The organism is Novosphingobium sp. 1529, assembly GCF_040544855.1.
GTDB classification, from domain to species: Bacteria; Pseudomonadota; Alphaproteobacteria; order Sphingomonadales; family Sphingomonadaceae; genus Novosphingobium; species Novosphingobium capsulatum.
Genome location: NZ_JBEPKW010000011.1, coordinates 105,273 through 128,399, shown reverse-complemented (window position 1 = coordinate 128,399; position 23,127 = coordinate 105,273). Strand labels below are relative to the sequence as shown.

The following is a 23,127-nucleotide window of genomic DNA, read 5'->3' as shown; positions in this document are numbered from 1 at the left end:
GTCTCTAATTGCTGACAGTCAGAATACCATGCCGGCGCTGAACTCCACCTGAAAAATGCGGAAGGTCAGGCCGTGCCCCCCACGGTCAGCCCATCGACCAGCACAGTGGGCTGGCCCACGCCGGCCGGCACGCTCTGGCCGCCCTTGCCACACACCCCAACGCCTTCGTCCAGCGCGAAATCGTTGCCGATCCCGGTCACCCGCGTCAGCACGGTGGGGCCATCACCGATCAGCGTGGCACCCTTGATCGGATCGCCCAGCTTGCCGTTCTTGACGCGATAGGCCTCGGTGCAGGTAAACACGAACTTGCCGCTGGTGATATCCACCTGGCCGCCACCGAACGACTTAGCAAAGATGCCGTCCTTGACGCGCGACAGCAGTTCGGCCGGATCATCGTTGCCGCCGCGCATGAAGGTGTTGGTCATGCGCGGCATCGGCGCATGGGCATAGCTTTCGCGCCGGCCATTGCCGGTGGGCGCCACGCCCATCAGCCGGGCGTTGAGCCGATCCTGGATATAGCCCTTGAGAATACCATCCTCGATCAGCACGTTTTCCTGGGTCGGCGTGCCTTCATCGTCGATCGAGAGCGAGCCGCGCCGGCCTTGACCGCTCAGGCCGAGCAGCGTGCCATCGTCCACCACGGTCACGCCGGGCGCCGCCACGCGCTGGCCGATTCGCCCGGAAAAGGCGCTGGTGCCCTTGCGGTTGAAATCGCCTTCCAGGCCATGGCCGACCGCCTCGTGCAGCAGCACGCCAGGCCAGCCCGGGCCGACCAGCACGGTCATCTCGCCCGCCGGTGCGGCCACGGCTGAAAGGTTGGTCAGCGCCTGGTGCAGCGCCTGGTCGATACCGCGGTTCCAGGTTTCAGGCAGGAACAGATCGTCATAGAGCCGCCGCCCACCGATCCCGAACGAGCCGGTTTCGCGGCGGCCATGCTCTTCGACCACGACAGACACGTTGAGCCGCACCAGCGGTCGCACGTCATGCGCGACAAAGCCGTCGGCGCGCACCACCTCGACCACCGACCACGAGCCTGAGAGCGAGGCAGAGACCTGCACCACGCGGGGATCGCGGGCGCGCGCGGCGGCATCGATCTGTTCGAGCAGACGCACCTTGGCCTCGAACGGCACGCCATCGAGCGGCGAGGCATCGGTGTAGAGATGGCGGTTGTTGTTGCGCGGTGGCGGCGCCGGCTGGCCCTTGGCCGGATCGAGCAACTTGAGCGTTTCGCCCGCCCGAGCGATCGCGGCCGCCGACACCTCGTTGGCATGGGCAAAGCCGGTCATCTCGCCCGAAACGCCGCGCAGGCCAAAGCCGGCATCGCGCGAATAGTCGGCCGTCTTCAGGCGCCCGTCGTCAAAGCCAAAGCTTTCGCTGGCCACGAATTGCAGGAACAGCTCGCCATCATCGCACGCGCCCAGCGCGCCGCGCACCAGGCGTTGCGCGTCATCGGGGGTGAGCAGGCCGGGGCGATAGAGCAGCGAGCGGGTGTCGGCAGAAAGCGTCATCCCGCCGATATAGGCACGCGCAGGGCCGCTGGCCAGCGGCGACCTGCCGGTGCGCCACAATTGGTGCGGCGCAACCGGTTAGCGCCGGTTCAGGCGGCCTGCGTGGCGCCGGTGTCGGCCGGGCCGCCCTTGAGCACGAAGCGCTTGTCGCAATAGCCGCATTCGACATAGCCCTTCTCGTCGATCTCGAGCCACACGCGCGGGTGGCCAAGAGCGGAAGGCTTGAATGCGCCGGTCGTGCGGATGCCGCTCGACCCGTCGCAGCTGACGCGGGTGGCATCGGTGAAGATCGTTTCGGGAGGCTGGATCATGCCCCGCCGCCTAGCAAATGCCACCGCGCCGCACAATTGCCGTTTTGCCCCATTGAAGCCTTTACCTTGCCGTCAAGTGGAGGCAGGAAGCGCGGCATGAACGCCCCCGCCTCCATCCCCGAAACCGCCGCCGAACCCGCCATCCGCATCCGCGACCTGGTCAAGCGCTATGCCGCAACCGGCAAGGCGCCGGCCAAGCTCGCGCTCGAAGGCGTCAGCTTCGATGTGCCGCGCGGGGAAATCTTCGGCCTGCTCGGCCCCAATGGCGCGGGCAAGTCCACGCTGATCAACACGCTGGCGGGCCTGGTGCTGAAAACCTCGGGCACGGTGGAAATCTGGGGCCACGATATCGATGCCGACCGGCGCAATGCCAAGGCGGCGATCGGCATTGTGCCGCAGGAAATCGTGTTCGACCCGTTCTTCACGCCGATCGAAGTGCTCGATATCCAGGCCGGCCTCTATGGCGTGCCCAAGCACTTGCGCCGCTCGATGGAACTGCTGCGCGCGGTGCACCTGGCCGACAAGGCCAAGGCCTATTCCCGCTCGCTGTCGGGCGGCATGAAGCGCCGCCTGTTGATTGCCAAGGCCATGGTCCACACCCCGCCCGTGCTGGTGCTGGACGAACCGACCGCGGGGGTGGACGTGGAACTGCGCCGCCAGCTGTGGGAACTGGTGGGCGAACTCAATGCCGGCGGCGTGACCGTGGTCTTGACCACGCATTACCTGGAAGAGGCCGAGCAGCTGTGCGACCGCATCGCGATCATCAACCACGGCCGGTTGATCACCAACAAGCCGACGCGCGAACTGGTTGGCATGGCACGGGAAAAGGTCGTGGTGCTGACGCTGGACAAGCCGCTGGCACAGGCGCCGCAGCATCCCGCCTTCATCAAGGCGACCCTTAACGAAAGACAGGTGGAAATCACCTATGACAAGGACCGCAGCAACGCGGGCGAAGTCATGGCCCTGGTCCAGGCCATGGGCGTGCAGATCCTCGACGTATCGACCCGCGAGGCCGATCTGGAAGACGTGTTCGTGAGCCTGACCGCCGGCGCCTGAGAAGCCGCCGCAGCGCCATGTGCGCCCAGCAAAAAGGGGGTGCAGCCATTGTGGCCGCGCGCCCTTTTTTGCATCGGGAAAACCCCGTCGTTACTGGGCCTCAGCGCCCTTTTCGTCCAGCGCTGGCGCCCGCATGGCGCGCCAGCCGCCGCCTTGTCGACGATAGATCCGCTTACCGCAATCGACACATTCGGAATTGTAGTTGAAGCCATCCCATGCGACTTTATCCCGCTGCGGGCGATGGCGGTTGAACAGGCACAGGACACGACCGAACATCATTTTCCGCCTGACTCCGAAGGCACTTTTCAGATGCCGCATTCTTAACATTCCATCTGATGAAAATGAAGCGAAATTATAAGATTTCTATATCTTAAGTTATATATCTCCCGTCCAGGCCCGCTATCGGCACGGCCCACCCAGCGGCAAATCACTTTTCAAACCGGGCCCGCGCGGGCAAAGAGGCGCGCGTGAACACCCTGACCCCTTTTCCTCGCACGGCCCAGCCATGAGCGGGCACGACGTTCTCATCATCGGCTCGGGCGCAGCCGGGCTTACCGCCGCGCTGGTTCTGGCCGAACGCTGCCGCGTGATGGTGCTGGCCAAGGGCCGACTCGACGGGGGTTCAACCGCGTGGGCCCAGGGTGGCATTGCCGCCGTATTGGACGAAGGTGACACTTTCGAGGATCACGTGCGCGACACGATGATCGCGGGATGTGGCCTCAACCGGCGGGAAACCGTGGAATACGTGGTGGAGCATGCGCCCGAGGCGATTGCCCGCTTGGGCGAAATCGGCGTGCCGTTCAACGAAGAGGCCGGCAGCCTGCACCTGACGCGCGAAGGCGGCCATTCGCACCGCCGCATCGTCCACGTCGATGATGCCACCGGCGCGGCCGTGCAGCAGGCGCTGATCCGCGCGGCGATGGCGCACCCCAATATCACGCTCAAGCCCGATATGGTGGCGATCGACCTGGTGACCGACCGGCACCGCGCCCACCCCAAGGGCGATCGCCGCGTGTGGGGCTGCTATGCCCTCAACACCGCCAGCGGCAAGGTCGAATGCCTGACCGCGCGCGCCACGATCCTGGCCACCGGCGGCGCCGGGCGCACCTATCTGTTCAGCACCGCCCCGCGCGGGGCAACCGGCGATGGCATTGCCATGGCCTGGCGCGCGGGCTGCCGCGTGTCCAACATGGAATTCATGCAGTTCCACCCCACCTGCCTTTATAATCTGGAGGTCAAGAACTTCCTGATCACCGAGGCGGTGCGCGGCGAAGGTGGGCACCTCAAGATCCCGCCCGGCTTCCCCGGCGGTGGCGAGCGCTTCATGCCGCGCTTCGACCCGCGCGAGGAACTGGCCCCGCGTGACGTGGTGGCCCGCGCCATCGACCACGAGATCAAGCGGCTGGGGCTGGACTATGTCCATCTCGACATCAGCCACAAGGACCCCGAATTCGTCCGCGGCCACTTCCCCAATATCTATGAGCGGCTGCTGGGTCTGGGCATCGACATGACGCGCGAGCCGATCCCGGTGGTGCCGGCGCAGCACTATACCTGCGGCGGCGTGCTGGTGGACCTGTCCGGGCGCACCGATCTCACCGGGCTCTATGCCGTCGGCGAATGCTCGGAAAGCGGGCTGCACGGCGCCAACCGCCTGGCATCGAACAGCCTGCTCGAATGCTTCGTGTTCGGCGATGCTGCCGCGCGCAACATTCTCGATTGCTGGGACGAGTTTTCCCCCCCGCCCGAAGTGCGCGGCTGGGACGAAAGCCGCGTGGCCGATTCCGACGAAGACGTGGTGATCAAGCAGAACTGGACCGAGCTGCGCCGGTTCATGTGGAACTATGTCGGCATCGTGCGCACCAACAAGCGCCTGGAGCGCGCCGCCCATCGCATTGCCCTGCTGCAGAGCGAGATCAACGAATACTATGGCAATGTGCGCGTCACGGCCGATCTGATCGAGTTGCGCAACCTGCTTCAGGCCGCAGACCTGATCGTGCAGAGCGCGCGGGCGCGGCGCGAGAGCCGCGGACTGCATTACAACCAGGATTTCCCCCAGGCGCAGCCCGCCGCGCGCGAGACGATCCTGGTGCCCGGCTGACCGGCGGCGGGCTGACCGGCGGCGGGGCCCCTGCCCGGCCCCGCCATCATCACGCCGCTATTACCAGAAGTGGCGGCCCAGATAGATCAACAGCATCGCGCCCAGCACCGAGGCGAGGCAACCGGCGCGGTTGAACCCTTCGCTCACGCTCCCGCGTCCCGCCAGGCTCGATGCCAGGCCGGCCACCAGCGCGCCGCCGATGCCCAGCGCGATCGTGCGGGCAAGGCCAATCTCCACTGCGCCGGGATAGAGAAAGCGGGCGGCAATGCCGACCAGCAGCCCCGACAGCAGCATCGAAAGGATATCGCGCATTACTCGTTCCTCCTGTGCGAAGGCGCCGCGCCCGGCAGCGGCGTGCCGCCCAGCCCTGGGGTCCTCCACTTGGCACACCCCCTATGGGTAGTGCGGCTGGGGATATCGTGCCAGTGCCTCTGGACATCGTATTTTCCACAGCAAAGCCAGCGGGTACGAAAAATATTTCGGACCCGTCATTTTTCCCTTGAAGCCTTGGAAAGCCCGCGCGTCGCTGCACTGCAGCATGAGTGGGGCAGCGACGAAGCGAATCGTACTTGCGACGAATCGCGTAGCCCTTGAGGGCATGTGCCACTTGCCTGCCAGACCCGGTTCAAGCACTATGGGTTGTGGTCGTGGCCACGGAGGGCAACCAAACCTAGTTATATGTCAGGATGCACCCCATATAGGGTGCATGTGGCTCGTCCACCGTGGCGGAGCCTTTGACGTTGCTTGGGTTTTCGGCGTCGCGGCATGGCAGACAGGGATTTTGTTCCCTTTCTGTTTCGATTTATGGCATGATCGCGAGCGCGTTGAGTCGTCTCTCGTTCTGCCACCGAAGCCAGGCTGCAAGGGCCAGCACATGCTGGATCGCGCGGCCATTGGCAGTGTCAGCAATATCCGGTCCGTCACTCGCGGCGGGCCTCGTGCAAGCGGGGAATGGAACGTGAATTTCAGGACCGGGGAAATGAACGATGGAACGGCTGTGATGGCGCAGGACGAACTGGGACTGGAAGGTGGCCTGGCCACCCTCGAACGCGACGCCGCGCCGGAGACTCCGGCAACCGCAACCAAGGCCACGCGCAAGGCTGCGCAACCGGCGGAAGCAAAGGCAGTGGACATGCAGGCAGACGACAAGGGCAGCGCGGATCTGGTTTCGGCCGCGGCCGCGATCATGGCCAGCGCGACGAGCGATGCCGCAAAGGCCCAGCCAATCGATTCCAAGTCGGTCAACCCGCGCCGCTTTACCATCGTCACCGATGCCGCGCGCGACGCCAAGCTGACGATCTTCGGCAAGGACACGCTCGACGATCGCTATCTGCTGCCCGGTGAAACCTACCAGGATCTGTTCGCGCGCGTGGCCGATGCCTATGCCGACGACCAGGACCACGCCCAGCGGCTCTATGACTACATCTCCAAGCTGTGGTTCATGCCCGCCACGCCCGTGCTGTCGAACGGCGGCACTGGCCGCGGCCTGCCGATCTCGTGCTATCTCAACTCGGTGGAAGACAGCCTGGAAGGCATCGTCAAGACCTGGAACGAGAACGTCTGGCTCGCCTCGCGCGGGGGCGGCATCGGCACCTATTGGGGCAACGTGCGCGGGATCGGCGAAAATGTCGGCCTCAACGGCAAGACCAGCGGGATCATCCCCTTCGTCCGCGTGATGGACAGCCTGACTCTGGCGATCAGCCAGGGCTCGCTGCGCCGTGGCTCGGCCGCGTGCTATCTCGACATCTCGCACCCCGAGATCGAGGAATTCCTCGAAATCCGCAAGTCTTCGGGCGATTTCAACCGCAAGGCGCTGAACCTGCACCACGGCGTGCTGCTCACCGACGAGTTCATGGAAGCCGTGCGGGATGGCGCCGAATTCGCGCTGCGGAGCCCCAAGGACAAGTCGGTGCGCGGCAAGGTCGATGCCCGCTCGCTGTTCCAGAAGCTGGTCGAAGTGCGCCTGGCCACCGGCGAACCCTATATCGTGTTCTCCGACACCGTGAACCGCATGATGCCCAAGCATCACCGCGATCTGGGGCTGAAGGTTTCCACCTCGAACCTCTGCTCGGAAATCACGCTGCCCACCGGGATCGATCACCTGGGCAACGATCGCACCGCGGTGTGCTGCCTCTCCTCGCTCAACCTGGAAACCTGGGACGAGTGGCAGGGAGACAAGCACTTCGTGGAAGACGTGCTGCGCTTCCTCGACAACGTGCTGCAGGACTTCATCGACCGCGCGCCCGACGAGATGGCCCGCGCCAAGTATTCCGCCGCGCGCGAGCGTTCGGTCGGCATGGGCGTGATGGGCTTCCACTCGTTCCTGCAGAAGAAGGGAATTGCCTTCGAATCCGCCATGGCCAAGGCGTGGAATCTCAAGATGTTCCGCCATATCGCCGCCAAGGCCGACGAAGCCTCGCTGCTGCTGGCCCAGGAACGTGGGCCTTGCCCTGACGCGGCCGACATGGGCGTGATGCAGCGCTTCTCGTGCAAGATGGCCATCGCGCCGACCGCGTCGATCTCGATCATCTGCGGCGGTACCTCGGCCTGCATCGAGCCGATCCCGGCGAACATCTACACGCACAAGACGCTGTCGGGCTCGTTCGTGGTCAAGAACCCGTACCTGGAAAAGCTGCTGCGCGAAAAGTCCAAGGATTCCACCAATGTGTGGAACTCGATCCTGGAACGCGGCGGCTCGGTCCAGCACCTCGAATTCCTCTCGGCCGACGAGAAGGCGGTCTACAAGACCAGCTTCGAAATCGACCAGCGCTGGCTGCTCGAATTCTCGGCCGACCGCACGCCCTATATCGACCAGGCGCAGTCGCTGAACCTCTATATCCCGGCCGATGTCGACAAGTGGGACTTGCTGATGCTCCACTTCCAGGCTTGGGAAAAGGGCATCAAGTCGCTCTATTACCTGCGCTCCAAGTCGGTGCAGCGCGCCGGTTTTGCAGGTGGCGTGGAAGCGGACAACACCGCCGAAGCGCGCCGGATCGAGCTTGACGTCAAGCAGACCGATTACGAGGAATGCCTGGCCTGCCAATAAGGGCTTGCCAATAAGGGCCAACCGCTGACCGCTTGGCGATAGGTATTTATCGCTCGAGGCGCTTCACCGAGGCCATTTGGGAAACGAGGGGGCGATCGGCCAGCATGGCACGATCGCCCCTTCCGGCCCCACCCAGCGGTCCCACCCGCCGGAATCGCGCCATTCGCTATCCTGCCCGTGATCGTTACCCAGTGAGCGTCACCCATGCCGGACCACGCCAAGACCCTGCCGATGTTACAGATGGCGACATTTCGCTGCTTGCCCCGGCCGGCAACACACCGTCACAAGGCGGCACGGCCCGGCGATGCCAATGCCGGTATCGGCAGCGGGCCACAGGACCATAGGGGATCGTTCAATGCGCAAGTGGCACCGCTGGATTTCGGTGTTTTTCGGAGTCTTCCTTTTGTGGATCGCCGTGACGGGCACGCTCAGTCAGGTTGTTCCGCTGCTCAGCGGCGGGGACGGCGACCGGCCGGCCAAGACCATGGCGGATGCAACCCCGGCCAAGCCGGCGTTCGTCTGCCCGCCGGACTATATGTGCCGGCCCAAGCCCAAGGGCGGCAAGTCGATCGTCGGGTTGCTGCACCATCTGCATTCGGGCGAAAGCTTTGGGCCGGCCGGTGTGCTGATCAGCACACTGTCGGGCTTTGCGATGATTTTCTTCAGCTTTTCAGGGCTGTGGATGTACATCCAGATGTGGCGCAACCGCAAGGATCGCAACCTCAAGCCGGGCTGGTTCTGGAAGTAGGTGACCACGGAAAAAGCGCCTCGCCACTTACGACGTGGAGCGAGGCGCCTTCCGGTCGCCAGGGACGACCTAGCCGCGAAGGGGACGCGGCTTTTCGAGAAACTTCAGCCTATATGGGAAGCGGAAACCTACTTTTCCTCTTCCTCAAAGGTCAGGGCGACATCGGCGTTGGCCGAAAGACGCACCGTTTCGCCCTCGACGCCGGCCACCAGGCCGAGCGACAGGTAGTGGTGGTGCCCTTCGTGGGCCCCGCTCTTGGCCTTGGTCAGCTTGATGCGATGTCCATCGACATGATCGACCGTGCCAACCGGGGCACCGTCTGCGCCGATGACGGCCATGTGCTCGCGAATCTGGCTTGCGATGGGATTGCTGTCGTTGCCGGTCATGCCCAGCCTCCTGCATTGTGTGGTGGTATGAGGGATGCGGGCCTTGTTCGCCCGTCTGCCCCTGTGCCCACAATGCCGCGCCGGGCCGGCCGTTCCCGGCATTATACCCTGCGATCGCATGCCGCGCCCAAATGGGCAGACACCGCAGGTTGGCGCAAACCGGAATGCGCCCGCCGCGCTGCGCAGTGCCGCCGCGCCGGCGCTCCGCCGCTTCGTTCGGGCCGATGGCGAAACCGCCCTGGCCCCTTGCCCATGCCCATGCCCATGCCCATGCCCTCCAAGCCGGCTTTTCTTGCCGCCTGAAACAGCCCATATTCTTTCGAATTCCAACAGGATTGCCACCCATGTCCCTTCTTGAAGCCCGCAAGACCTACAAGCCCTTCGAATATCCCTGGGCCTATGAATACTGGAAGCGTCAGCAACAGATTCACTGGATGCCGGAAGAAGTGCCGCTGGGCGAGGATTGCCGCGACTGGGCGCAGAAGCTGTCGGACCACGAGCGCAACCTGCTCACCCAGATTTTCCGCTTCTTCACCCAGGCCGACGTGGAAGTGCAGGATTGCTACCACGAAAAGTATGGCCGGGTGTTCAAGCCCACCGAAGTGAAGATGATGCTGGCCTCGTTCTCCAACATGGAAACGATTCACATCGCGGCCTATTCGCACCTGCTCGACACGATCGGCATGCCGGAAAGCGAATACGGCATGTTCCTCGAATACGCCGAAATGAAGGACAAGCATGATTACATGCAGAACTTCGGCGTGGACAGCGACGAAGACATTGCCCGCACCCTGGCGATGTTCGGCGGCTTCACCGAAGGCCTGCAGCTGTTCGCCTCGTTCGCGATGCTGATGAACTTCCCGCGCTTCAACAAGATGAAGGGCATGGGGCAGATCGTCTCGTGGTCGGTGCGCGATGAATCGCTGCACTGCGAAGGCATTACCCGCCTGTTCAAGGAATTCTGCAACGAGCGCCAGTGCCTGACCAAGGCGGTGAAGGAAGACATCCTCGATTGCTGCCAGAAGACCGTGCGCCTGGAAGATGCCTTCATCGACCTGGCGTTCGAGCAGGGCCCCGTTCCGGGGATGAGCCCCAAGGAAATCAAGCGCTACATCCGCTATATCGCCGATTGGCGCCTGGGCCAGCTGGGCTTTGATCCGATCTACATGATCGAGGAACACCCGCTGCCCTGGCTCACGCCGCTGCTCAACGGGGTGGAACACGCCAACTTCTTCGAAACGCGCGCCACCGAATATTCCAAGGCGGCCACGCGCGGCAACTGGAACGATGTGTGGTCGAACTTCGACAACCGCCGCAACGCCAAGGCAGCCAACACGCTTGAAGAACCGACCGAAGAAGACGTCGACATGTTCGGCGCGGCCGGCATCGCTGCCGAATAAGGCCCCGAACAGGGCATAGGCCTCACGCCAACGAGAGCCTCGTCCCGTGCGCCGTGCACGGGGCGAGGCTCTTGCGCATGGGGCTGCTGATCAGGCCGGCGGCGCCATGAACGCGGGCAAGGGGCCGATATCCTTGCCCGCCTTGCGTGCGGCCGCAGCCGCGGCGGCGATGAAATCCCAAACCTGCTTGCTGAAGCCGGGATCGGCCTCGCCCTGCCAGTTGTCCATGTCGGCATAGAGGCGGCTCGCCCCTTCCCACATCATCGGGCTGGCCTGGCGCGTGAACGGTTCGAGCAACGCCAGCCATTCCCGCACCAGCGCCAATGCGGCATCGCTGGCAGGATCAAGTGGCAACTTGGCCGCGATGCGACGCCCCATTGCCTGCCACTGCGCCTGATAGGCTGCTTGGTCAAACGCGGCCGCCCCGGGCATCGCCGCCTGCCAGTGGGACTGCTCTTCTGCCGTATAGTAGCGATCGAGCATCGCTTTCCACGCCTGCTTTCCATCGGTCATCATCGTATCTCCCTTGCGGATCAGCGAGCAGAGCGTCGCGGCATCGAGCGGCTCGCCTCGGCCGACGCGCGACAATGCGGAATCGATCAGCGTCAAAGCCTCGGTGATCTCGGCGGCCTGCTGCGCCAGGCGCACGCGCTGCGCCGACAGCAGGGCGGCCAGATCGATCGGCTTGCGATCGAACAGGCGCTTGATCTCAGCAAGGCTCAACCCGGCCTTCTTCAACGCCACGATGCGGTGGATGCGCTCAAGGTCGGCCGGGCCGTACCAGCGCCGCCCGGATTGGGTGCGCAGCGGCGCCAAGAGCCCGCGCGCCTCGTAAAAGCGCAAGGCGCGGGCAGTCAGCCCCGTACGGCGGGCCACGTCATCGATGGCAAGCGAATCATCCACGACCGCGATCTAGCGGTTGACCCTGCGTCAACATCAACCCCCTTGGCGCGCGGCGCCACGGCAATGGCTCGGTTTCCGATCCACCACGCGTTGCGATGCCGATGCAAAACCACGATCCCATGCCACACCCGGCGCGCCGCAACCTGGCTGCCCGGAAGCGGACGCAAGGGGGCGCTGGCAAATGACAGATGGCACGCGCGCTGGCGCGACGGATATCGGCGAAAGCCAGCACGTTACACAGCGGTTTGGCCTGCTCGATGCCTTGCGCGGCGTGGCGGCGCTGGTCGTGCTGGCCTATCACCTGGTGCAGCAGCACAGCCTTTCGGCCCTGCCCCATGCCGGGCTGGCGGTCGACTTCTTCTACACGCTGTCGGGCTTCGTCATCGCCTTTGCCTATGACGCGCAGGTGCGCGACGGGCGCTTGTCGCGGGCCGGCTTTGCCCGGGCGCGGGCGCGGCGGCTCTATCCCCTGCTGGCGCTGGGCACGGTAATGGGCTTCGGCGTGTTTCTGGGCGCGGTGTTCCTGCGCCACAGCGTGTCGTTGCGCGATGCCCTGCTCGCGCTGGGCTTTGCCCTCGCCCTGCTGCCCTGCCCGTTGTTTCCACAATGGCCCACTGCCTTTCCGCTCAACATGGCGGCATGGTCCCTCGCGTTCGAAGCCTATGTGAACCTGGCCTATGCCCTTATCGCCCGCTTCCTGTCGCAGCGGGTGCTGCTGGCGCTGGTCGGCCTGGGCGCCGTGCTGGTGGTGACAGACATCGCCCATTTCGGCCGCCTGATGGGCGGCACGGACAAAGCCGATTTCGCGTTTGGCGCGGCGCGGGTGGTCTATCCGTTCTTTGCCGGCATCCTGATCTTCCGCTGGCGCCGCGAACCCGCGCGCCGCCGCCCCGTGCTCGCTATTGCCCTGTGCACCGGCCTTGCCGCCGCGCTGCTCATCGTCCCGGAACGCATGATCGGCCTCGATCCGGCGATCTATGACGGCGCATTGGCGCTGATCGGCTTTCCGCTGCTGGTCTGGCTGGCTGCCGCAGTGCCGCTCGACGGCCGCGTGGCGCGCGCGGCGCACTGGCTCGGTCTGCTCAGCTATCCGATCTATATCCTGCAAGGCCCGGTGCTGCGCCTCGGCGTGGAACTGGGCCGGCACGCGCCGCTGCCCGCCGCAGCCCTCGCCCTGGTGCAAGCAGTGGCCGTCATAGCCGTCGCCTGGGCCGCCAACCGCTGGTTCGATGCACCGGTCCAGGCCTGGCTACGCCGCGCCGAACGCCGCCGCCACACCAAGACGGCGCCGGCGGACCAAGGCCAAGCTCCATTTGCGCGCGCCTTGCGCTCATCCCGGACTTGATTTGCACACGGGGCCGTGTTGCCAGGGCATGAATGCGCGACGCCGGCGGTTGGGGCGTCTGCTACCGTTTTACCCATGCCCTAGGGTGTGTGGGGATTGAGCCGATGGCGGGCTGCGAACGGTCGCTTTTCGCGCTTCCGGTTCACGTACCAAAAGTACGCTGCGCTCCGGGCCCTGAAAATCCGCCATTCTCGCGCCACCCTGGCCTAAATCCCCACAGACCCTAGCTTGCCGCCGTCAGGTTTGGCGCGTCTGCGCGAAATAGTCATCATCTGCGGCTGGTAATCGGGGAGGCAGTTTGCGATCACCACCAGTCGTTCACGATTGCCAGATCGAACGTCTGGATGCGTCTGAGCCGGCCATGCCACCTTGCCGAAAAGCCGATGGCGACGTGTCGCGCGCGGGCCGGGACAGGGCTGCCCGGCCCTGCGGAGCGCCTAATCGCTCGTTGGGCCGGTGCAGATACGGATACGAACACGTTATCCGGGGATGTGAATCCCGCAAAGCTTGTTGCCGTCTGGATCGCGCACATACGTCAGGTGGATAGTCCCCATCGCGGACGCTCGCGGACCAGGGGCGTCTTCGATTGACGTTCCGCCGTTGGCCACCGCGACGTCATGAAATTGTTGAACTTGCTCGGGCGAATTGCACGAGAATGCGACGGTGGCCCCGTTCGCGACGGTGGCGGGCTCATCGTTGATCGGCTGGGTGACGATGAAGTTGGTTCCGCCCTGGTTCGGGTAGAAAAGGCGCGTATGTCCGCTTCCCGCGATGTTGATCATCGGCTCTGGCACGCCGAGAACACCCAAAACCGCGTCATAGAACCGCCGCGAGCGCTCGATGTCGTTGGAGCCTACCATTGTGTGGAACAGCAATTTCTCTCTCCGCATAGCTGATAGAAGGCTTGTGGAGGCGATGCGGGATCGGAGCAAGCGGCGAGTGCGCTGTCAGGCGATTTAGCAAGCCGAGCCGGTCGCGCTCAGCGGCCAGCGGGGGAATTTCAGGATATCAGATGTTTAGCGAAAGCTGCTGCTGTTCGAAACGTTACGCCGCAACGGTAGAAAAGCATCGATCGTTAATGCCATCATTCAGCATTCATTGATCACATTTCGCAATATCATGCGGGAGGCAGCGCGGTTGCAGCTGCCATGTGCGCCGACGCGACTAGGCGGCGTGGACAACACTGTTTTACCCATAAAGTGGCGCAATCTGTCACGTACTCATCAGGTTCTCGGCAAAGCGCCGAAACGTGCCCTTGTCACTAAACACTGGTGTGCGGCTGGCGCCCGGGAGGCATGCCTCAGCCGCCATCGCAACACCGCGCGACGAACGCCGGCGGGATCAGACCAGCGCGTTGGCTGATGAGCCGAGTTCGGCGAAGTAGCGGGCCATGGCATCGGCGGCCTTGTCGGTAAGGGTGATGAAAGCGCGGCGGCGGTCGGTTTCGTCGTCCACGCGCTGGAGCAAGCCAGCATCGGTCATCTGGCCGATCCAGCGCAGCGCGGTGGTGGGGGGCACGCCCGAGGCAATGCACAGCGAAGTGACCGAGACGCGCACGTGTTCGACGCGCGCGGCGGTGAGATCGAGCAGCATGTCCCATGCCGGATCGGCGAACAGGTCGCCCTCGAAAAAGCGGGCGCGCAGCTGGCGTTGGCGGATGATCTTGCGCACCAGGCGCGGATCGGGCAGCGGCGGGCGGGCGGTGCGCACCAGGCGATCGGTACCGTCATCAAGCTTGGCCGGGCCGGCTTCCCCACCCTCTCCGTTGAAGCGAAACGCGGAGGCGCTTTCCACGTCGGCCGCGTTGCCGGGCGAGAGCTGTTCGAGTCGAGCGGCGATGTTGGTGACCTGCTCGGTGAGGCGGAGCAGCGTAAGGCGGTCTTCCTCACCCAGTTCGCGCACGCGGTTGCCCGTGCGAGCGAGCACCCGGCCCATGGCAATCACCCGCTCGGCCCGGCTGGGGGTGACCAGGATTTGCGCTTCTGACTGGTCAAGGCAGCCAAAGACATCATCGAGCGAGCCGATGCTGGTGGATACCACCAGTTGCGAACCGCTTTGCGCCGCGCAGCTATCGAGCCGCGACAGCGCGGCCAGTTCCAGCCCGTCGATCACCGGGCAATCGACCAGCACGACATCGCCCAGCCCTGGGGCAGCCGCATCGGATACCAGCCGTTCGAGATCGCTGGTCTGCGCCACGCGCAGGCCGGCGGCGGCGGCGTCTTCGGCCATTTCAGCGCGCAGATAACCGCGATCGGCAAAGATCGACACGGCAAGCGGCTGAACCCCGCGCCCTTCCCCGGCGCCCCAGCCGAAAGAACGCTCTTGCACCCGGTCGCCCGTTGCCCCGCTTTCGCCGGAAAACCCATAGTCAAAACGCGCCGCCGCCTGCCCCATTGTCCCCACTCCGTAAAATCGCGTATGCGAACACTTGCGGAACAAAGCAGGATCAGGTCAACGCCAGATGCCTCGGTTTTGGAGCGAGAGAGCCAGAGAGAGCTACTCAGGGCAGGATATCTATGGGCGTTCCATCGCCCACGCGCTGCCAGATTTCCTCGATTTCGGAGTTTTTGAGCGCGATACAGCCTTCGGTCCAATCGCCCGGCGCGCGCAGGGGGCCAAAGCCGTTGGGCTGGCCATGCAGGAAAATCTGCCCGCCCGGCGCGCGGCCGGCCGCCGCGGCATAGGCGCGGTCGGCGGCATCGGGATAGGAGATGTGCAGCGAGAGATGATAGGCGCTCGCCGGATTGCCGTGGTCGATGGTGTAGTGCCCCTCGGGCGTGCGGCCATCGCCCTCGAAATGCTTGGGGCCGGATGGCGCCGGGCCCAGCTGGATGCCGGTGAAGACGCGCAAAGGGCGCCCACTCTCATCAAGCAGGACCAGGCGCCGCGCGGCCTTTTCCACGCGCACCCGCGCCACCTCTGCTCCGCTATCGCCCACCTCGGCAGCAACCGTCTGCGCCCGCGCGGGCGTTTCATGCAAGAGCGGCGGCAAGACCCAGAAGCCCGCCGCCGCACATGCCAATGCCAGAAGAGCGATGGTGCGGCGCATGGCGCCATCCTATCGCCCTGGCCGGCGCGATCAATCCACGAAGGGATCGCGCACGAGAATGGTATCCTCACGCTCGGGCGAGGTGCTGACCAGCGCCACCGGCGTTTCGATCAGTTCCTGCACGCGCTGGATATACTTGATCGCCTGGGCCGGCAGATCGGCCCACGAACGGGCGCCGGCGGTGGTTTCCTGCCAGCCGTCCATTTCCTCGTAGATCGGCTCGACATTGGCCTGGTCGGCAGCGTGGCTGGGGAAATAGTCCAGCACCTTGCCACCCAGGCGATAGCCGATGCAGATCTTCACCTTGTCGAACCCGTCGAGCACGTCGAGCTTGGTCAGCGCAATACCGGTAACGCCCGAAATGGCGCAGGACTGGCGCGTGAGCACGGCATCAAACCAGCCGCAGCGGCGCTTGCGCCCGGTCACCGTGCCAAATTCATGGCCGCGTTCGCCCAGCCGCTGGCCCACGTCATCAGCCAGCTCGGTGGGGAACGGGCCAGAGCCGACGCGGGTGGTATAGGCCTTGACGATGCCCAGCACGAAGCCGGTGGATGATGGGCCCAGGCCCGAACCCGAAGCCGCCGTGCCCGACACGGTGTTGGACGAGGTGACGAACGGATACGTGCCGTGGTCCACATCGAGCAGCACGCCCTGCGCGCCTTCGAACAGGATGCGCGCGCCGGCCTTGCGCACGGCGTTGAGGCGCTTCCACACCGGCTGCGCGAACTGCAGCACGTAAGGCGCGATGTCCTTCAGCTCTGCCAGCAACGCCGCGCGATCGACCGGCGGCTGGCCGAACCCGGCGCGCAGCGCATCGTGGTGGGCGCAGAGGCGATCGAGTTGCGCATCGAGCGCGTCGAGATGCGCGAGATCGCACACGCGGATGGCGCGGCGGCCGACCTTGTCTTCATAGGCCGGGCCAATGCCGCGCCCGGTGGTGCCGATCTTGCCAGCGCCGGCGGCCGTTTCGCGCAGGCCATCAAGATCGCGGTGCAGCGGCAGGATCAGCGGGCAATTGTCGGCAATGGCAAAGTTGTCGGCGTTGATTTCCACGCCTTGGGCGGTGAGCTTTGCGATCTCGGCCTTGAGCGCCCATGGATCGAGCACCACGCCGTTGCCGATGATCGACAGTGTGCCGGTGACGATGCCCGAGGGCAGCAGCGAGAGCTTGTAGACCTGATCGCCCACCACCAGGGTGTGGCCGGCGTTGTGGCCACCCTGGAACCGCACGACTGCATCGGCGCGGCTGGCCAGCCAGTCGACGATCTTGCCCTTGCCTTCATCACCCCACTGGGCGCCGATCACGGTTACATTTGCCACAGATACACTCCTCCACCTGCCAGGTGGACCCGAACAGCGCCCTTCGACAGGACTCGGCGCAGCGGGTGGGTTGGGCGCGACGACGCGCAGGATGTGTGCGGGGGGCGCCCTAGTGGCACCGCCCCGCCAGAGTCAAGAGCCTGTCATGCCGCCGGAAGGGCGACCGGGCCATCTGCCCCCAGAACGTGGGTGCAGCCCAAGGCCGCGGGTTCGTCCCCGGCGTCGAGCGCGGCGACGGTGCGCCAGCCGATCGCACGCAGCCGCCCGGCCGCGGCGCGATCGTGGCCCGGCGGCAGGAACAGCTTTTCGGCCGGCGCCTCGGCACTGGCGATCAAATCGATCAGCGCATCGGGATAGAGCGAAAAGCCGGTCGCCACTTCGCCCGCGCCGCCATCGGGCGCGGCGATGCGATAGGTGCCGCCCCGCCCCAGCGCGCCGCGCACGCCATCGGCATAGAGCACGAAGCCGAACCATGACTGGTATTCAAAGCCATGGCGTTCGGACGGATCGAGCGTCAGGCGGGCACGGCCATCGAGCCGCGCGGCGATCTCGCGCAGGGCAGCGATACGCCCGGCGAGCGCGCCGCCGGCATCGATCGCCGCCAGCTTTTCGATCGCGGTGTCAAAATCGCCAGTGGCATAGAGCAGCGGCACATAGGCCTGCCCACCGGCATCGACGAGCCCGCCGGCATCCTTGGTATCCAGTTCGCGCCGCACGGCGTCAATCTGCCCGGGGGCGAGCGGCAAGGCCTTGTCCGCCAGGGTATCGACGAGATCGGGCAAAGTGAAATCGACGCTGACGCCGGTTGCCCCGGCGGCCTGAAGCGCCTCGATCGCCACGGCGACCACTTCGGCGGCAGCAGCGACATTATCGGCCCCGATCACTTCAGCGCCGCACTGCAGCTTTTCGCGCGCGGGATCGAGCCCGTCGCCCTTGATGGTGACGACCTGCCCGGCATAGCACAGGCGCAGCGGGCGCGGCGCGGCGGCCAGGCGGGTGCCAGCGATGCGGCCGATCTGCGGGGTGATATCGCTGCGCAGCGCCATCATCCGCAGCGATTGCGGATCGACGAAGCGGAACATGCGGCGCGAACTGATCCCGGCCATGCGGCTGGCAAGCGAGCGTTCGAACTCGATCATCGGCGGCAGCACACGGTCATAGCCATGGCCTTCCATCACGCCATGGATCGTGCGCATCACGCGCGTGGCGGCGGCCGCCGCGCGCGGCAGGCGGTCTTCCAGGCCTTCGGGAAGCAGATCGGCGGGCAGGAGATCGGGATCGCGGGTGTCCATGGCCCGCGCCTTTAGCGGCATTGGCCGGCGCCGGGTAGGGAAAAAGCCACGCCCCGCGCCTGTCCCGCGCCCAACCCCAGCGGAAAGGTGGTGGGCACGCTCGACTGGACCCTGGGCCAGCTGGGCGCCAACAACCTGCTTGATTTCTATCCCGACAAGGTGCCGGTCAGCCTGCTGGCCACCAACGGCGGCGTGGCATTTCCGTTCTTTTCGCCATTCGGGTTCAACGGGCGCTTTCTCTATGCCCGTCTCGGCGTGAACTGGTAAATCCAGGCGAATACCATTGGAACCTGAGGGGCGGCTGGAAACGGCCGCCCTTTTTGCCGTGGCGGCATGGCCCAAAAGGGCAGGCGCATGGCAACGCGACCTTAACGCGAATCATGTCACCAATTTGGAGACAAAAAACAGGGGTCGTCCGATGCGCCATGCTTTCGCGCAAGAATTCGCGTGCGCCACACCAGCCATGGCCACGACATCGCTGAGCGAGATTCTCGGCGCATTCTCCTATGCCCTCGATCTGACCGAGGGGCAGCCGGCCGGCCATTCGCTGCGCGCGTGCTGGATCGCCAGCCAGATCGCCATGGCGCTGGGCCTGTCGCCGGCAGAGCGGCGCACGGTCTATTATGCCACGCTGCTCAAGGATCTGGGCTGCTCCAGCAATGCCGCGCGCATTGCCGAGCTCTATCTGGCTGACGATCGCGCGTTCAAGCAGGCGTTCAAGCTGATCGGCCAGGGCCTGGGCCCGACGCTGGGCTTTGTCTTTCGCCGCACGGGCGCGGGCGAGCCCTTGCCAGCGCGCATGCGCGCGATTGCCACGATCCTGCGCGATGGCAGCCGCATCGCCACCGACCTGATCCAGACCCGCTGCACCCGCGGCGCCATGATCGCGCGGCAACTGCGCTTTCCCGAAAGCGTTGCTGGCGCCATTGCCGCGCTGGACGAACATTGGGACGGCGGTGGCAAGCCGCTGGGTCTTGCCGGACATGCCATTCCCCTGCCCGCGCGGCTCGCCCTGCTGGCGCAGATCGCCGATGTGTTCCAGATGGCCGCCGGGCCCGAAGCGGCGATGGCCGAAGTGCGCGCGCGGCGCGGCACCTGGCTCGATCCCGAACTGGTCGATGCGTTCGTGGCGATCAGCGCCCGTCCCGAATTCTGGAGCGATTGCAACGACCCCGCCCTGGAACTGCATGTCCAGGCGATGGAGCCGGTCGAAGCCCGTGTCACGGTGGACGAGGCCTATCTCGACGATATCGCCGATGCCTTTGGCGCGGTGATCGACGCCAAGAGCCCCTATACCGGCGGCCATTCCTGCCGGGTGGGCCGCTATGCCACGGCGCTTGGGCGTGCGGTGGGCTTGGCTGACACCGAGTTGGGCGCGCTGCGCCGGGCTGCCGTGTTGCATGACGTTGGCAAACTGGCCGTGTCGAGCAGGGTGCTGGAAAAGCCGGGCAAGCTTGACGACGGCGAATGGGTGGAAATGCGCAGCCACGCCAGCCACACCACCGCAATCCTCTCGCGCATCGGCCCCTTGCGCGACATGGCCGCCGTGGCCGGCGCGCATCACGAGCGGCTGGACGGCATGGGCTACCCGCTGGGGCTCAATCACAGCCTGATCGCCACCGAGGCGCGCATCATCAGCGTTGCCGATTTCTATGACGCACTGACCGCCGATCGCCCCTATCGCGCCGCCATGCCAGTGGACCGCGCCCTGGCGGTCATGGAAGCCGAAGTGGGCAAGGCGATCGATGGCCCGTGCTTTGAAGCCCTGCGCGCCATGGTGGCCTGACCCTACCTGGGCCCGAGTTGCGCGGCGCTAAGCGGCTCAGGCCGGGTTCATCGCCGCCCGCGCACAGGCCAGGCCATGGTTGCGATCGGTTGCCTTGCACTGTTGATCTTCCCCATTCTCGGCCTGATCGCCGGGGGACTTTATGCCGGGCGCAGCGGCGCGGAATGGGGCGCGGCGATTGGCTTTGCCCTGGCCCTGGCGATCAGCGGCGCGATGAGCTGGGCCCTGATCAAGGCAGCGCACCGGCGATGAGGGTTCAGCCCAGCCGACGCAGGTTGGCGCGTACCTTGCGCCGGTAGGTCTGCACCACGCGCCGCGCCTGGCCGTGCGGCGTGGGCATGGCCTTGCCGGCCAGCAGCGCGCGCGAAGGGGCCAGCGCCAGATCCCACCATACCTGGCCCAGCGTTTCCACCTTTTCGGTCACCATGCGCTGGCTTTCAGACGCTGCGCGCGGATCGGCCAGCGCCAGCAGCCACATCCGCCGCGCAATGACCAGGGCCGCCTCGCTGCCCAGCATCATCTGCTGGTTCCACAACGGGATCATCGGGGCCAGCCAGGCGGCCGGCGAGGGAATGGTGGTGGTGGTGCTGGTCATGCAGTGTCCTTGATCGGCGTGTGGCCGGTAAACGACTGGCCGCGGGCAAAGGTCCTGCGCCTGTTATTCCCCGGCGCTCAAAGGCTGTCCAGATAGGCGCGCACTGCCGTCTGCACATGGCGGAAACGATCACCGCCCAGATGCTTGCCGCCATACCAGCGCGTGACGATCACCAGATGATCGCGCAGCCCCTCGCGCTCCAGCATGCGCAGGATCACCATGCCCGCCCCGCTTTCGCCATCATCTTGCTTGATCGGCCCGGCCGCACACAGCAGGCCCCAGCTATTGTGTGTGGCCTTCGCGAACTTCTTGATGGTCTTGAGCTGCTCCACCAAGGCGCGCGCCTCTTCCGCCGAATCACAGGGCGCGCCGGAAACGGCATATTTCGAACCGCGATCGGAGACGATGTTGTCGAGCGTACGCATGGCTGCGGACCTGACGCAAAAAGGGCGGCGCCGCAAGGCACCGCCCTTTCCTGCCTTTCAGGCCTTGGCCCGCGCGCGGCGGGCCGCCCAAAGCAATTAGAACTTGAGCGCCTTGATCAGGCGCACGCCCTGGATTTCGCGCGCCTGGGCGAGCACGGCTTCGCTGACCGGGCTATCGACCGAGAGCAGCAGCACCGCTTCGCCACCGGCTTCGCGGCGGCCGAGGTGGAACGTACCGATGTTGATGCCGGCGGTGCCGAGCAGCGTCCCGATCGAGCCGATGAAGCCCGGCGCGTCGGTGTTGACGATGTAGAGCATGTCGCCATCGAGATCGGCCTCGATGCCGATGCCAAAGATTTCCACCAGGCGCGGCTGGCCGTTGCCGAACAGCGTGCCGGCCACCGAGCGGTCGCCCTGGCTGGTCGAGACGGTGACGCGCACCAGGGTGCGGTATTCGCCTTCGCGATCATGGCGCACTTCGCGCACGTCGAGCCCACGTTCCTTGGCCAGGAACGGCGCGTTGACCATGTTCACGGTGTCGGAATACTGCTTCATCACGCCGGTGAGCACGGCTGCGGTGATCGGCTTCTGGTTGAGCTGGGCAGCGGCGCCTTCCACCTCGATTGCGATCTTAGCGAGGTTGTCGTGCGCCAGCTGGCCCACCAGGGTGCCGAGCTTTTCGGCCAGCGCCATGTAGGGCTTGAGCTTGGGCGCTTCCTCGGCAGAAAGCGAAGGCATGTTGAGCGCGTTGGTGACGCCGCCGGTGACCAGGAAATCGGCCATCTGTTCGGCCACCTGCAGCGCCACGTTGACCTGAGCTTCGGTGGTCGAAGCGCCCAGGTGCGGGGTGCAGATGAAGTTGGGCGTGCCGAACAGCGGGCTGTCCTTGGCAGGCTCGGTTTCGAACACGTCGAGCGCGGCACCGGCGATGTGGCCGGAATCGAGCAGTTCCTTCAGCGCCTTTTCATCGACCAGGCCACCGCGCGCGCAGTTGACGATGCGCACGCCCTTCTTGGTCTTGGCCAGGTTTTCGGCCGAGAGGATATTGCGCGTCTGGTCGGTCAGCGGGGTGTGCAGCGTGATGAAATCTGCCTTGGCCAGCAGAGTATCGAGGTCAGCCTTTTCCACGCCCATTTCCACCGCACGCTCGGGCGTGAGGAAGGGATCGAAAGCGACGACCTTCATCTTGAGGCCGAGCGCACGGCTGGCAACGATCGAGCCGATGTTGCCCGCGCCGATCAAGCCGAGCGTCTTGCCGGTCACTTCCACGCCCATGAAGCGGTTCTTTTCCCACTTGCCGGCCTGGGTCGAAAGGTCAGCCTCGGGCAGTTGGCGGGCCAGCGCGAACATCAGGGCGATGGCGTGTTCGGCCGTGGTGATCGAGTTGCCGAACGGGGTGTTCATCACCACCACGCCCTTGGCCGACGCAGCCGGAATATCGACGTTGTCGACGCCAATGCCGGCGCGGCCAACAACCTTGAGGTTGGTCGCAGCTTCCAGGATTTCCTTGGTCACCTTGGTCGACGAACGGATCGCCAGGCCATCGTACTGGCCGATGATCGCCTTCAATTCTTCGGGCGTCTTGCCGGTGATCACGTCAACGTCGCAGCCGCGCTCTTCAAAGATGCGGGCAGCGTTGGGGTCCATCTTGTCGGAAATCAGAACCTTGGGCTTGGTCATGGTCTTTGCTCCATGGGAACGCCGGATGATGCGGCGCATGCCGGGAATGCCGGCAGGAATGGGGATTGGCTGTTTCATTCTTCCGTCATGCCGGACTTGATCCGGCATCCCGCTTCTTGAGCGTAGTACTGCCGCAAAAGGACAGCGGGACCCCGGATCAAGTCCGGGGTGACGCGAGA

The 23,127-nt window shown here is 65.2% G+C and carries 23 protein-coding genes; 9 read left to right on the top strand and 14 right to left on the bottom strand.

Translation table 11 applies throughout. The features are described from left to right. Window positions 1-65: 65 nt before the first annotated feature. Together tldD and ABIC78_RS17835 are read right to left on the bottom strand one after the other, a co-directional pair. A complete protein-coding gene (tldD, locus tag ABIC78_RS17840) occupies window positions 66-1,508 on the bottom strand; it encodes a metalloprotease TldD (protein WP_309805936.1) in 1,443 nt (480 codons plus the stop codon). Between the two features lie 89 nt (window positions 1,509-1,597). Beyond that, the gene (locus ABIC78_RS17835; RefSeq protein ID WP_022678140.1) at window positions 1,598-1,819 is read right to left on the bottom strand and encodes a zinc-finger domain-containing protein; all 222 of its coding nucleotides are present in this window, start codon (window positions 1,817-1,819) and stop codon (window positions 1,598-1,600) included. Window positions 1,820-1,915: 96 nt separating this feature from the next. Between ABIC78_RS17835 and ABIC78_RS17830 the strand changes: the two genes are divergently transcribed. After that, window positions 1,916-2,875 carry an ABC transporter ATP-binding protein gene (locus ABIC78_RS17830; RefSeq protein WP_054132697.1) on the top strand — a complete coding sequence of 320 codons (960 nt, stop codon included), beginning with the start codon at window positions 1,916-1,918 and terminating at the stop codon, window positions 2,873-2,875. A gap of 90 nt (window positions 2,876-2,965) precedes the next feature. On the opposite strand, the gene ABIC78_RS17825 is transcribed toward ABIC78_RS17830, so the two are convergent. After that, window positions 2,966-3,193 (bottom strand): hypothetical protein, encoded by a 228-nt coding sequence (locus ABIC78_RS17825; RefSeq protein ID WP_133726808.1) that lies wholly within the window; start codon window positions 3,191-3,193, stop codon window positions 2,966-2,968. A gap of 187 nt (window positions 3,194-3,380) precedes the next feature. Here ABIC78_RS17825 and nadB point away from each other — a divergent pair, with 187 nt between their 5' ends. Then, on the top strand, window positions 3,381-4,973 hold the full coding sequence (gene nadB / locus ABIC78_RS17820; RefSeq protein WP_022678137.1) for an L-aspartate oxidase: 1,593 nt from the start codon (window positions 3,381-3,383) through the stop codon (window positions 4,971-4,973). 60 nt (window positions 4,974-5,033) lie between these two features. Here nadB and ABIC78_RS17815 read toward each other — a convergent pair whose 3' ends face one another. Next, complete coding sequence (locus ABIC78_RS17815) at window positions 5,034-5,285, bottom strand: GlsB/YeaQ/YmgE family stress response membrane protein (protein WP_022678136.1); 252 nt, start codon at window positions 5,283-5,285, stop codon at window positions 5,034-5,036. Window positions 5,286-5,952: 667 nt separating this feature from the next. Between ABIC78_RS17815 and ABIC78_RS17810 the strand changes: the two genes are divergently transcribed. Beyond that, window positions 5,953-8,019, top strand: a complete 2,067-nt coding sequence (locus tag ABIC78_RS17810) for a ribonucleoside-diphosphate reductase subunit alpha (protein WP_233251065.1) — start codon at window positions 5,953-5,955, stop codon at window positions 8,017-8,019. 355 nt (window positions 8,020-8,374) lie between these two features. Continuing rightward, on the top strand, window positions 8,375-8,767 hold the full coding sequence (locus tag ABIC78_RS17805) for a PepSY-associated TM helix domain-containing protein (RefSeq protein WP_171795534.1): 393 nt from the start codon (window positions 8,375-8,377) through the stop codon (window positions 8,765-8,767). A gap of 128 nt (window positions 8,768-8,895) precedes the next feature. On the opposite strand, the gene ABIC78_RS17800 is transcribed toward ABIC78_RS17805, so the two are convergent. Then, the gene (locus tag ABIC78_RS17800; RefSeq protein ID WP_171795533.1) at window positions 8,896-9,153 is read right to left on the bottom strand and encodes a DUF2171 domain-containing protein; all 258 of its coding nucleotides are present in this window, start codon (window positions 9,151-9,153) and stop codon (window positions 8,896-8,898) included. Between the two features lie 344 nt (window positions 9,154-9,497). Between ABIC78_RS17800 and ABIC78_RS17795 the strand changes: the two genes are divergently transcribed. Further along, window positions 9,498-10,553, top strand: a complete 1,056-nt coding sequence (locus ABIC78_RS17795; RefSeq protein WP_169041691.1) for a ribonucleotide-diphosphate reductase subunit beta — start codon at window positions 9,498-9,500, stop codon at window positions 10,551-10,553. A gap of 90 nt (window positions 10,554-10,643) precedes the next feature. Here the strand turns inward: ABIC78_RS17795 and ABIC78_RS17790 are convergent, their stop codons facing one another. Next, window positions 10,644-11,456, bottom strand: coding sequence for a MerR family transcriptional regulator (locus tag ABIC78_RS17790; RefSeq protein ID WP_171795532.1), 813 nt, complete (start codon window positions 11,454-11,456; stop codon window positions 10,644-10,646). Between the two features lie 181 nt (window positions 11,457-11,637). Here ABIC78_RS17790 and ABIC78_RS17785 point away from each other — a divergent pair, with 181 nt between their 5' ends. Continuing rightward, the gene (locus ABIC78_RS17785) at window positions 11,638-12,801 is read left to right on the top strand and encodes an acyltransferase family protein (RefSeq protein WP_171795531.1); all 1,164 of its coding nucleotides are present in this window, start codon (window positions 11,638-11,640) and stop codon (window positions 12,799-12,801) included. A 479-nt stretch (window positions 12,802-13,280) separates the two neighbouring features. On the opposite strand, the gene ABIC78_RS17780 is transcribed toward ABIC78_RS17785, so the two are convergent. From ABIC78_RS17780 to ABIC78_RS17760, 5 genes are all read right to left on the bottom strand, one after another. After that, window positions 13,281-13,676 (bottom strand): VOC family protein, encoded by a 396-nt coding sequence (locus tag ABIC78_RS17780; RefSeq protein WP_028658347.1) that lies wholly within the window; start codon window positions 13,674-13,676, stop codon window positions 13,281-13,283. Between the two features lie 466 nt (window positions 13,677-14,142). Next, a complete protein-coding gene (locus tag ABIC78_RS17775; RefSeq protein WP_171795530.1) occupies window positions 14,143-15,195 on the bottom strand; it encodes a winged helix DNA-binding protein in 1,053 nt (350 codons plus the stop codon). A gap of 106 nt (window positions 15,196-15,301) precedes the next feature. Continuing rightward, window positions 15,302-15,850, bottom strand: coding sequence for a L,D-transpeptidase family protein (locus ABIC78_RS17770; RefSeq protein ID WP_171795529.1), 549 nt, complete (start codon window positions 15,848-15,850; stop codon window positions 15,302-15,304). A 30-nt stretch (window positions 15,851-15,880) separates the two neighbouring features. Continuing rightward, the gene (locus ABIC78_RS17765; protein ID WP_171795528.1) at window positions 15,881-17,170 is read right to left on the bottom strand and encodes an adenylosuccinate synthase; all 1,290 of its coding nucleotides are present in this window, start codon (window positions 17,168-17,170) and stop codon (window positions 15,881-15,883) included. 143 nt (window positions 17,171-17,313) lie between these two features. Continuing rightward, window positions 17,314-18,462, bottom strand: coding sequence for an ATP phosphoribosyltransferase regulatory subunit (locus tag ABIC78_RS17760; RefSeq protein WP_171795527.1), 1,149 nt, complete (start codon window positions 18,460-18,462; stop codon window positions 17,314-17,316). 90 nt (window positions 18,463-18,552) lie between these two features. On the opposite strand from ABIC78_RS17760, the gene ABIC78_RS17755 reads away from it, so the two are divergent. The 3 genes from ABIC78_RS17755 (at window position 18,553) to ABIC78_RS17745 (ending at window position 20,500) form a co-directional block, all read left to right on the top strand. Beyond that, window positions 18,553-18,729, top strand: coding sequence for a hypothetical protein (locus ABIC78_RS17755; RefSeq protein WP_171795526.1), 177 nt, complete (start codon window positions 18,553-18,555; stop codon window positions 18,727-18,729). A 196-nt stretch (window positions 18,730-18,925) separates the two neighbouring features. Beyond that, a complete protein-coding gene (locus ABIC78_RS17750) occupies window positions 18,926-20,248 on the top strand; it encodes an HD-GYP domain-containing protein (RefSeq protein ID WP_171795525.1) in 1,323 nt (440 codons plus the stop codon). Window positions 20,249-20,323: 75 nt separating this feature from the next. Beyond that, a complete protein-coding gene (locus ABIC78_RS17745; RefSeq protein WP_171795524.1) occupies window positions 20,324-20,500 on the top strand; it encodes a hypothetical protein in 177 nt (58 codons plus the stop codon). 4 nt (window positions 20,501-20,504) lie between these two features. Here ABIC78_RS17745 and ABIC78_RS17740 read toward each other — a convergent pair whose 3' ends face one another. The 3 genes from ABIC78_RS17740 to serA all read right to left on the bottom strand — a co-directional run bounded on the left by ABIC78_RS17740 (window position 20,505) and on the right by serA (window position 22,948). After that, window positions 20,505-20,843: a hypothetical protein gene (locus ABIC78_RS17740; RefSeq protein ID WP_354491070.1), complete on the bottom strand. Its 339-nt coding sequence runs from the start codon at window positions 20,841-20,843 to the stop codon at window positions 20,505-20,507. 77 nt (window positions 20,844-20,920) lie between these two features. Then, window positions 20,921-21,268 (bottom strand): YigZ family protein, encoded by a 348-nt coding sequence (locus ABIC78_RS17735; protein ID WP_171795523.1) that lies wholly within the window; start codon window positions 21,266-21,268, stop codon window positions 20,921-20,923. Window positions 21,269-21,364: 96 nt separating this feature from the next. Beyond that, window positions 21,365-22,948 (bottom strand): phosphoglycerate dehydrogenase, encoded by a 1,584-nt coding sequence (gene serA, locus ABIC78_RS17730; protein WP_171795522.1) that lies wholly within the window; start codon window positions 22,946-22,948, stop codon window positions 21,365-21,367. Window positions 22,949-23,127: the final 179 nt, after the last annotated feature.

Bases quoted from the DNA above. Each gene is read 5' to 3' on its own strand.
- tldD (WP_309805936.1), bottom strand. From the start codon at position 1,508: ATGACGCTTTCTGCCGACACCCGCTCGCTGCTCTATCGCCCCGGCCTG.
- ABIC78_RS17835 (WP_022678140.1), bottom strand. From the start codon at position 1,819: ATGATCCAGCCTCCCGAAACGATCTTCACCGATGCCACCCGCGTCAGC.
- ABIC78_RS17830 (WP_054132697.1), top strand. From the start codon at position 1,916: ATGAACGCCCCCGCCTCCATCCCCGAAACCGCCGCCGAACCCGCCATC.
- ABIC78_RS17825 (WP_133726808.1), bottom strand. From the start codon at position 3,193: ATGCGGCATCTGAAAAGTGCCTTCGGAGTCAGGCGGAAAATGATGTTC.
- nadB (WP_022678137.1), top strand. From the start codon at position 3,381: ATGAGCGGGCACGACGTTCTCATCATCGGCTCGGGCGCAGCCGGGCTT.
- ABIC78_RS17815 (WP_022678136.1), bottom strand. From the start codon at position 5,285: ATGCGCGATATCCTTTCGATGCTGCTGTCGGGGCTGCTGGTCGGCATT.
- ABIC78_RS17810 (WP_233251065.1), top strand. From the start codon at position 5,953: ATGAACGATGGAACGGCTGTGATGGCGCAGGACGAACTGGGACTGGAA.
- ABIC78_RS17805 (WP_171795534.1), top strand. From the start codon at position 8,375: ATGCGCAAGTGGCACCGCTGGATTTCGGTGTTTTTCGGAGTCTTCCTT.
- ABIC78_RS17800 (WP_171795533.1), bottom strand. From the start codon at position 9,153: ATGACCGGCAACGACAGCAATCCCATCGCAAGCCAGATTCGCGAGCAC.
- ABIC78_RS17795 (WP_169041691.1), top strand. From the start codon at position 9,498: ATGTCCCTTCTTGAAGCCCGCAAGACCTACAAGCCCTTCGAATATCCC.
- ABIC78_RS17785 (WP_171795531.1), top strand. From the start codon at position 11,638: ATGACAGATGGCACGCGCGCTGGCGCGACGGATATCGGCGAAAGCCAG.
- ABIC78_RS17775 (WP_171795530.1), bottom strand. From the start codon at position 15,195: ATGGGGCAGGCGGCGGCGCGTTTTGACTATGGGTTTTCCGGCGAAAGC.
- ABIC78_RS17770 (WP_171795529.1), bottom strand. From the start codon at position 15,850: ATGCGCCGCACCATCGCTCTTCTGGCATTGGCATGTGCGGCGGCGGGC.
- ABIC78_RS17760 (WP_171795527.1), bottom strand. From the start codon at position 18,462: ATGGACACCCGCGATCCCGATCTCCTGCCCGCCGATCTGCTTCCCGAA.
- ABIC78_RS17750 (WP_171795525.1), top strand. From the start codon at position 18,926: ATGGCCACGACATCGCTGAGCGAGATTCTCGGCGCATTCTCCTATGCC.
- ABIC78_RS17745 (WP_171795524.1), top strand. From the start codon at position 20,324: ATGGTTGCGATCGGTTGCCTTGCACTGTTGATCTTCCCCATTCTCGGC.
- ABIC78_RS17740 (WP_354491070.1), bottom strand. From the start codon at position 20,843: ATGACCAGCACCACCACCACCATTCCCTCGCCGGCCGCCTGGCTGGCC.
- ABIC78_RS17735 (WP_171795523.1), bottom strand. From the start codon at position 21,268: ATGCGTACGCTCGACAACATCGTCTCCGATCGCGGTTCGAAATATGCC.
- serA (WP_171795522.1), bottom strand. From the start codon at position 22,948: ATGACCAAGCCCAAGGTTCTGATTTCCGACAAGATGGACCCCAACGCT.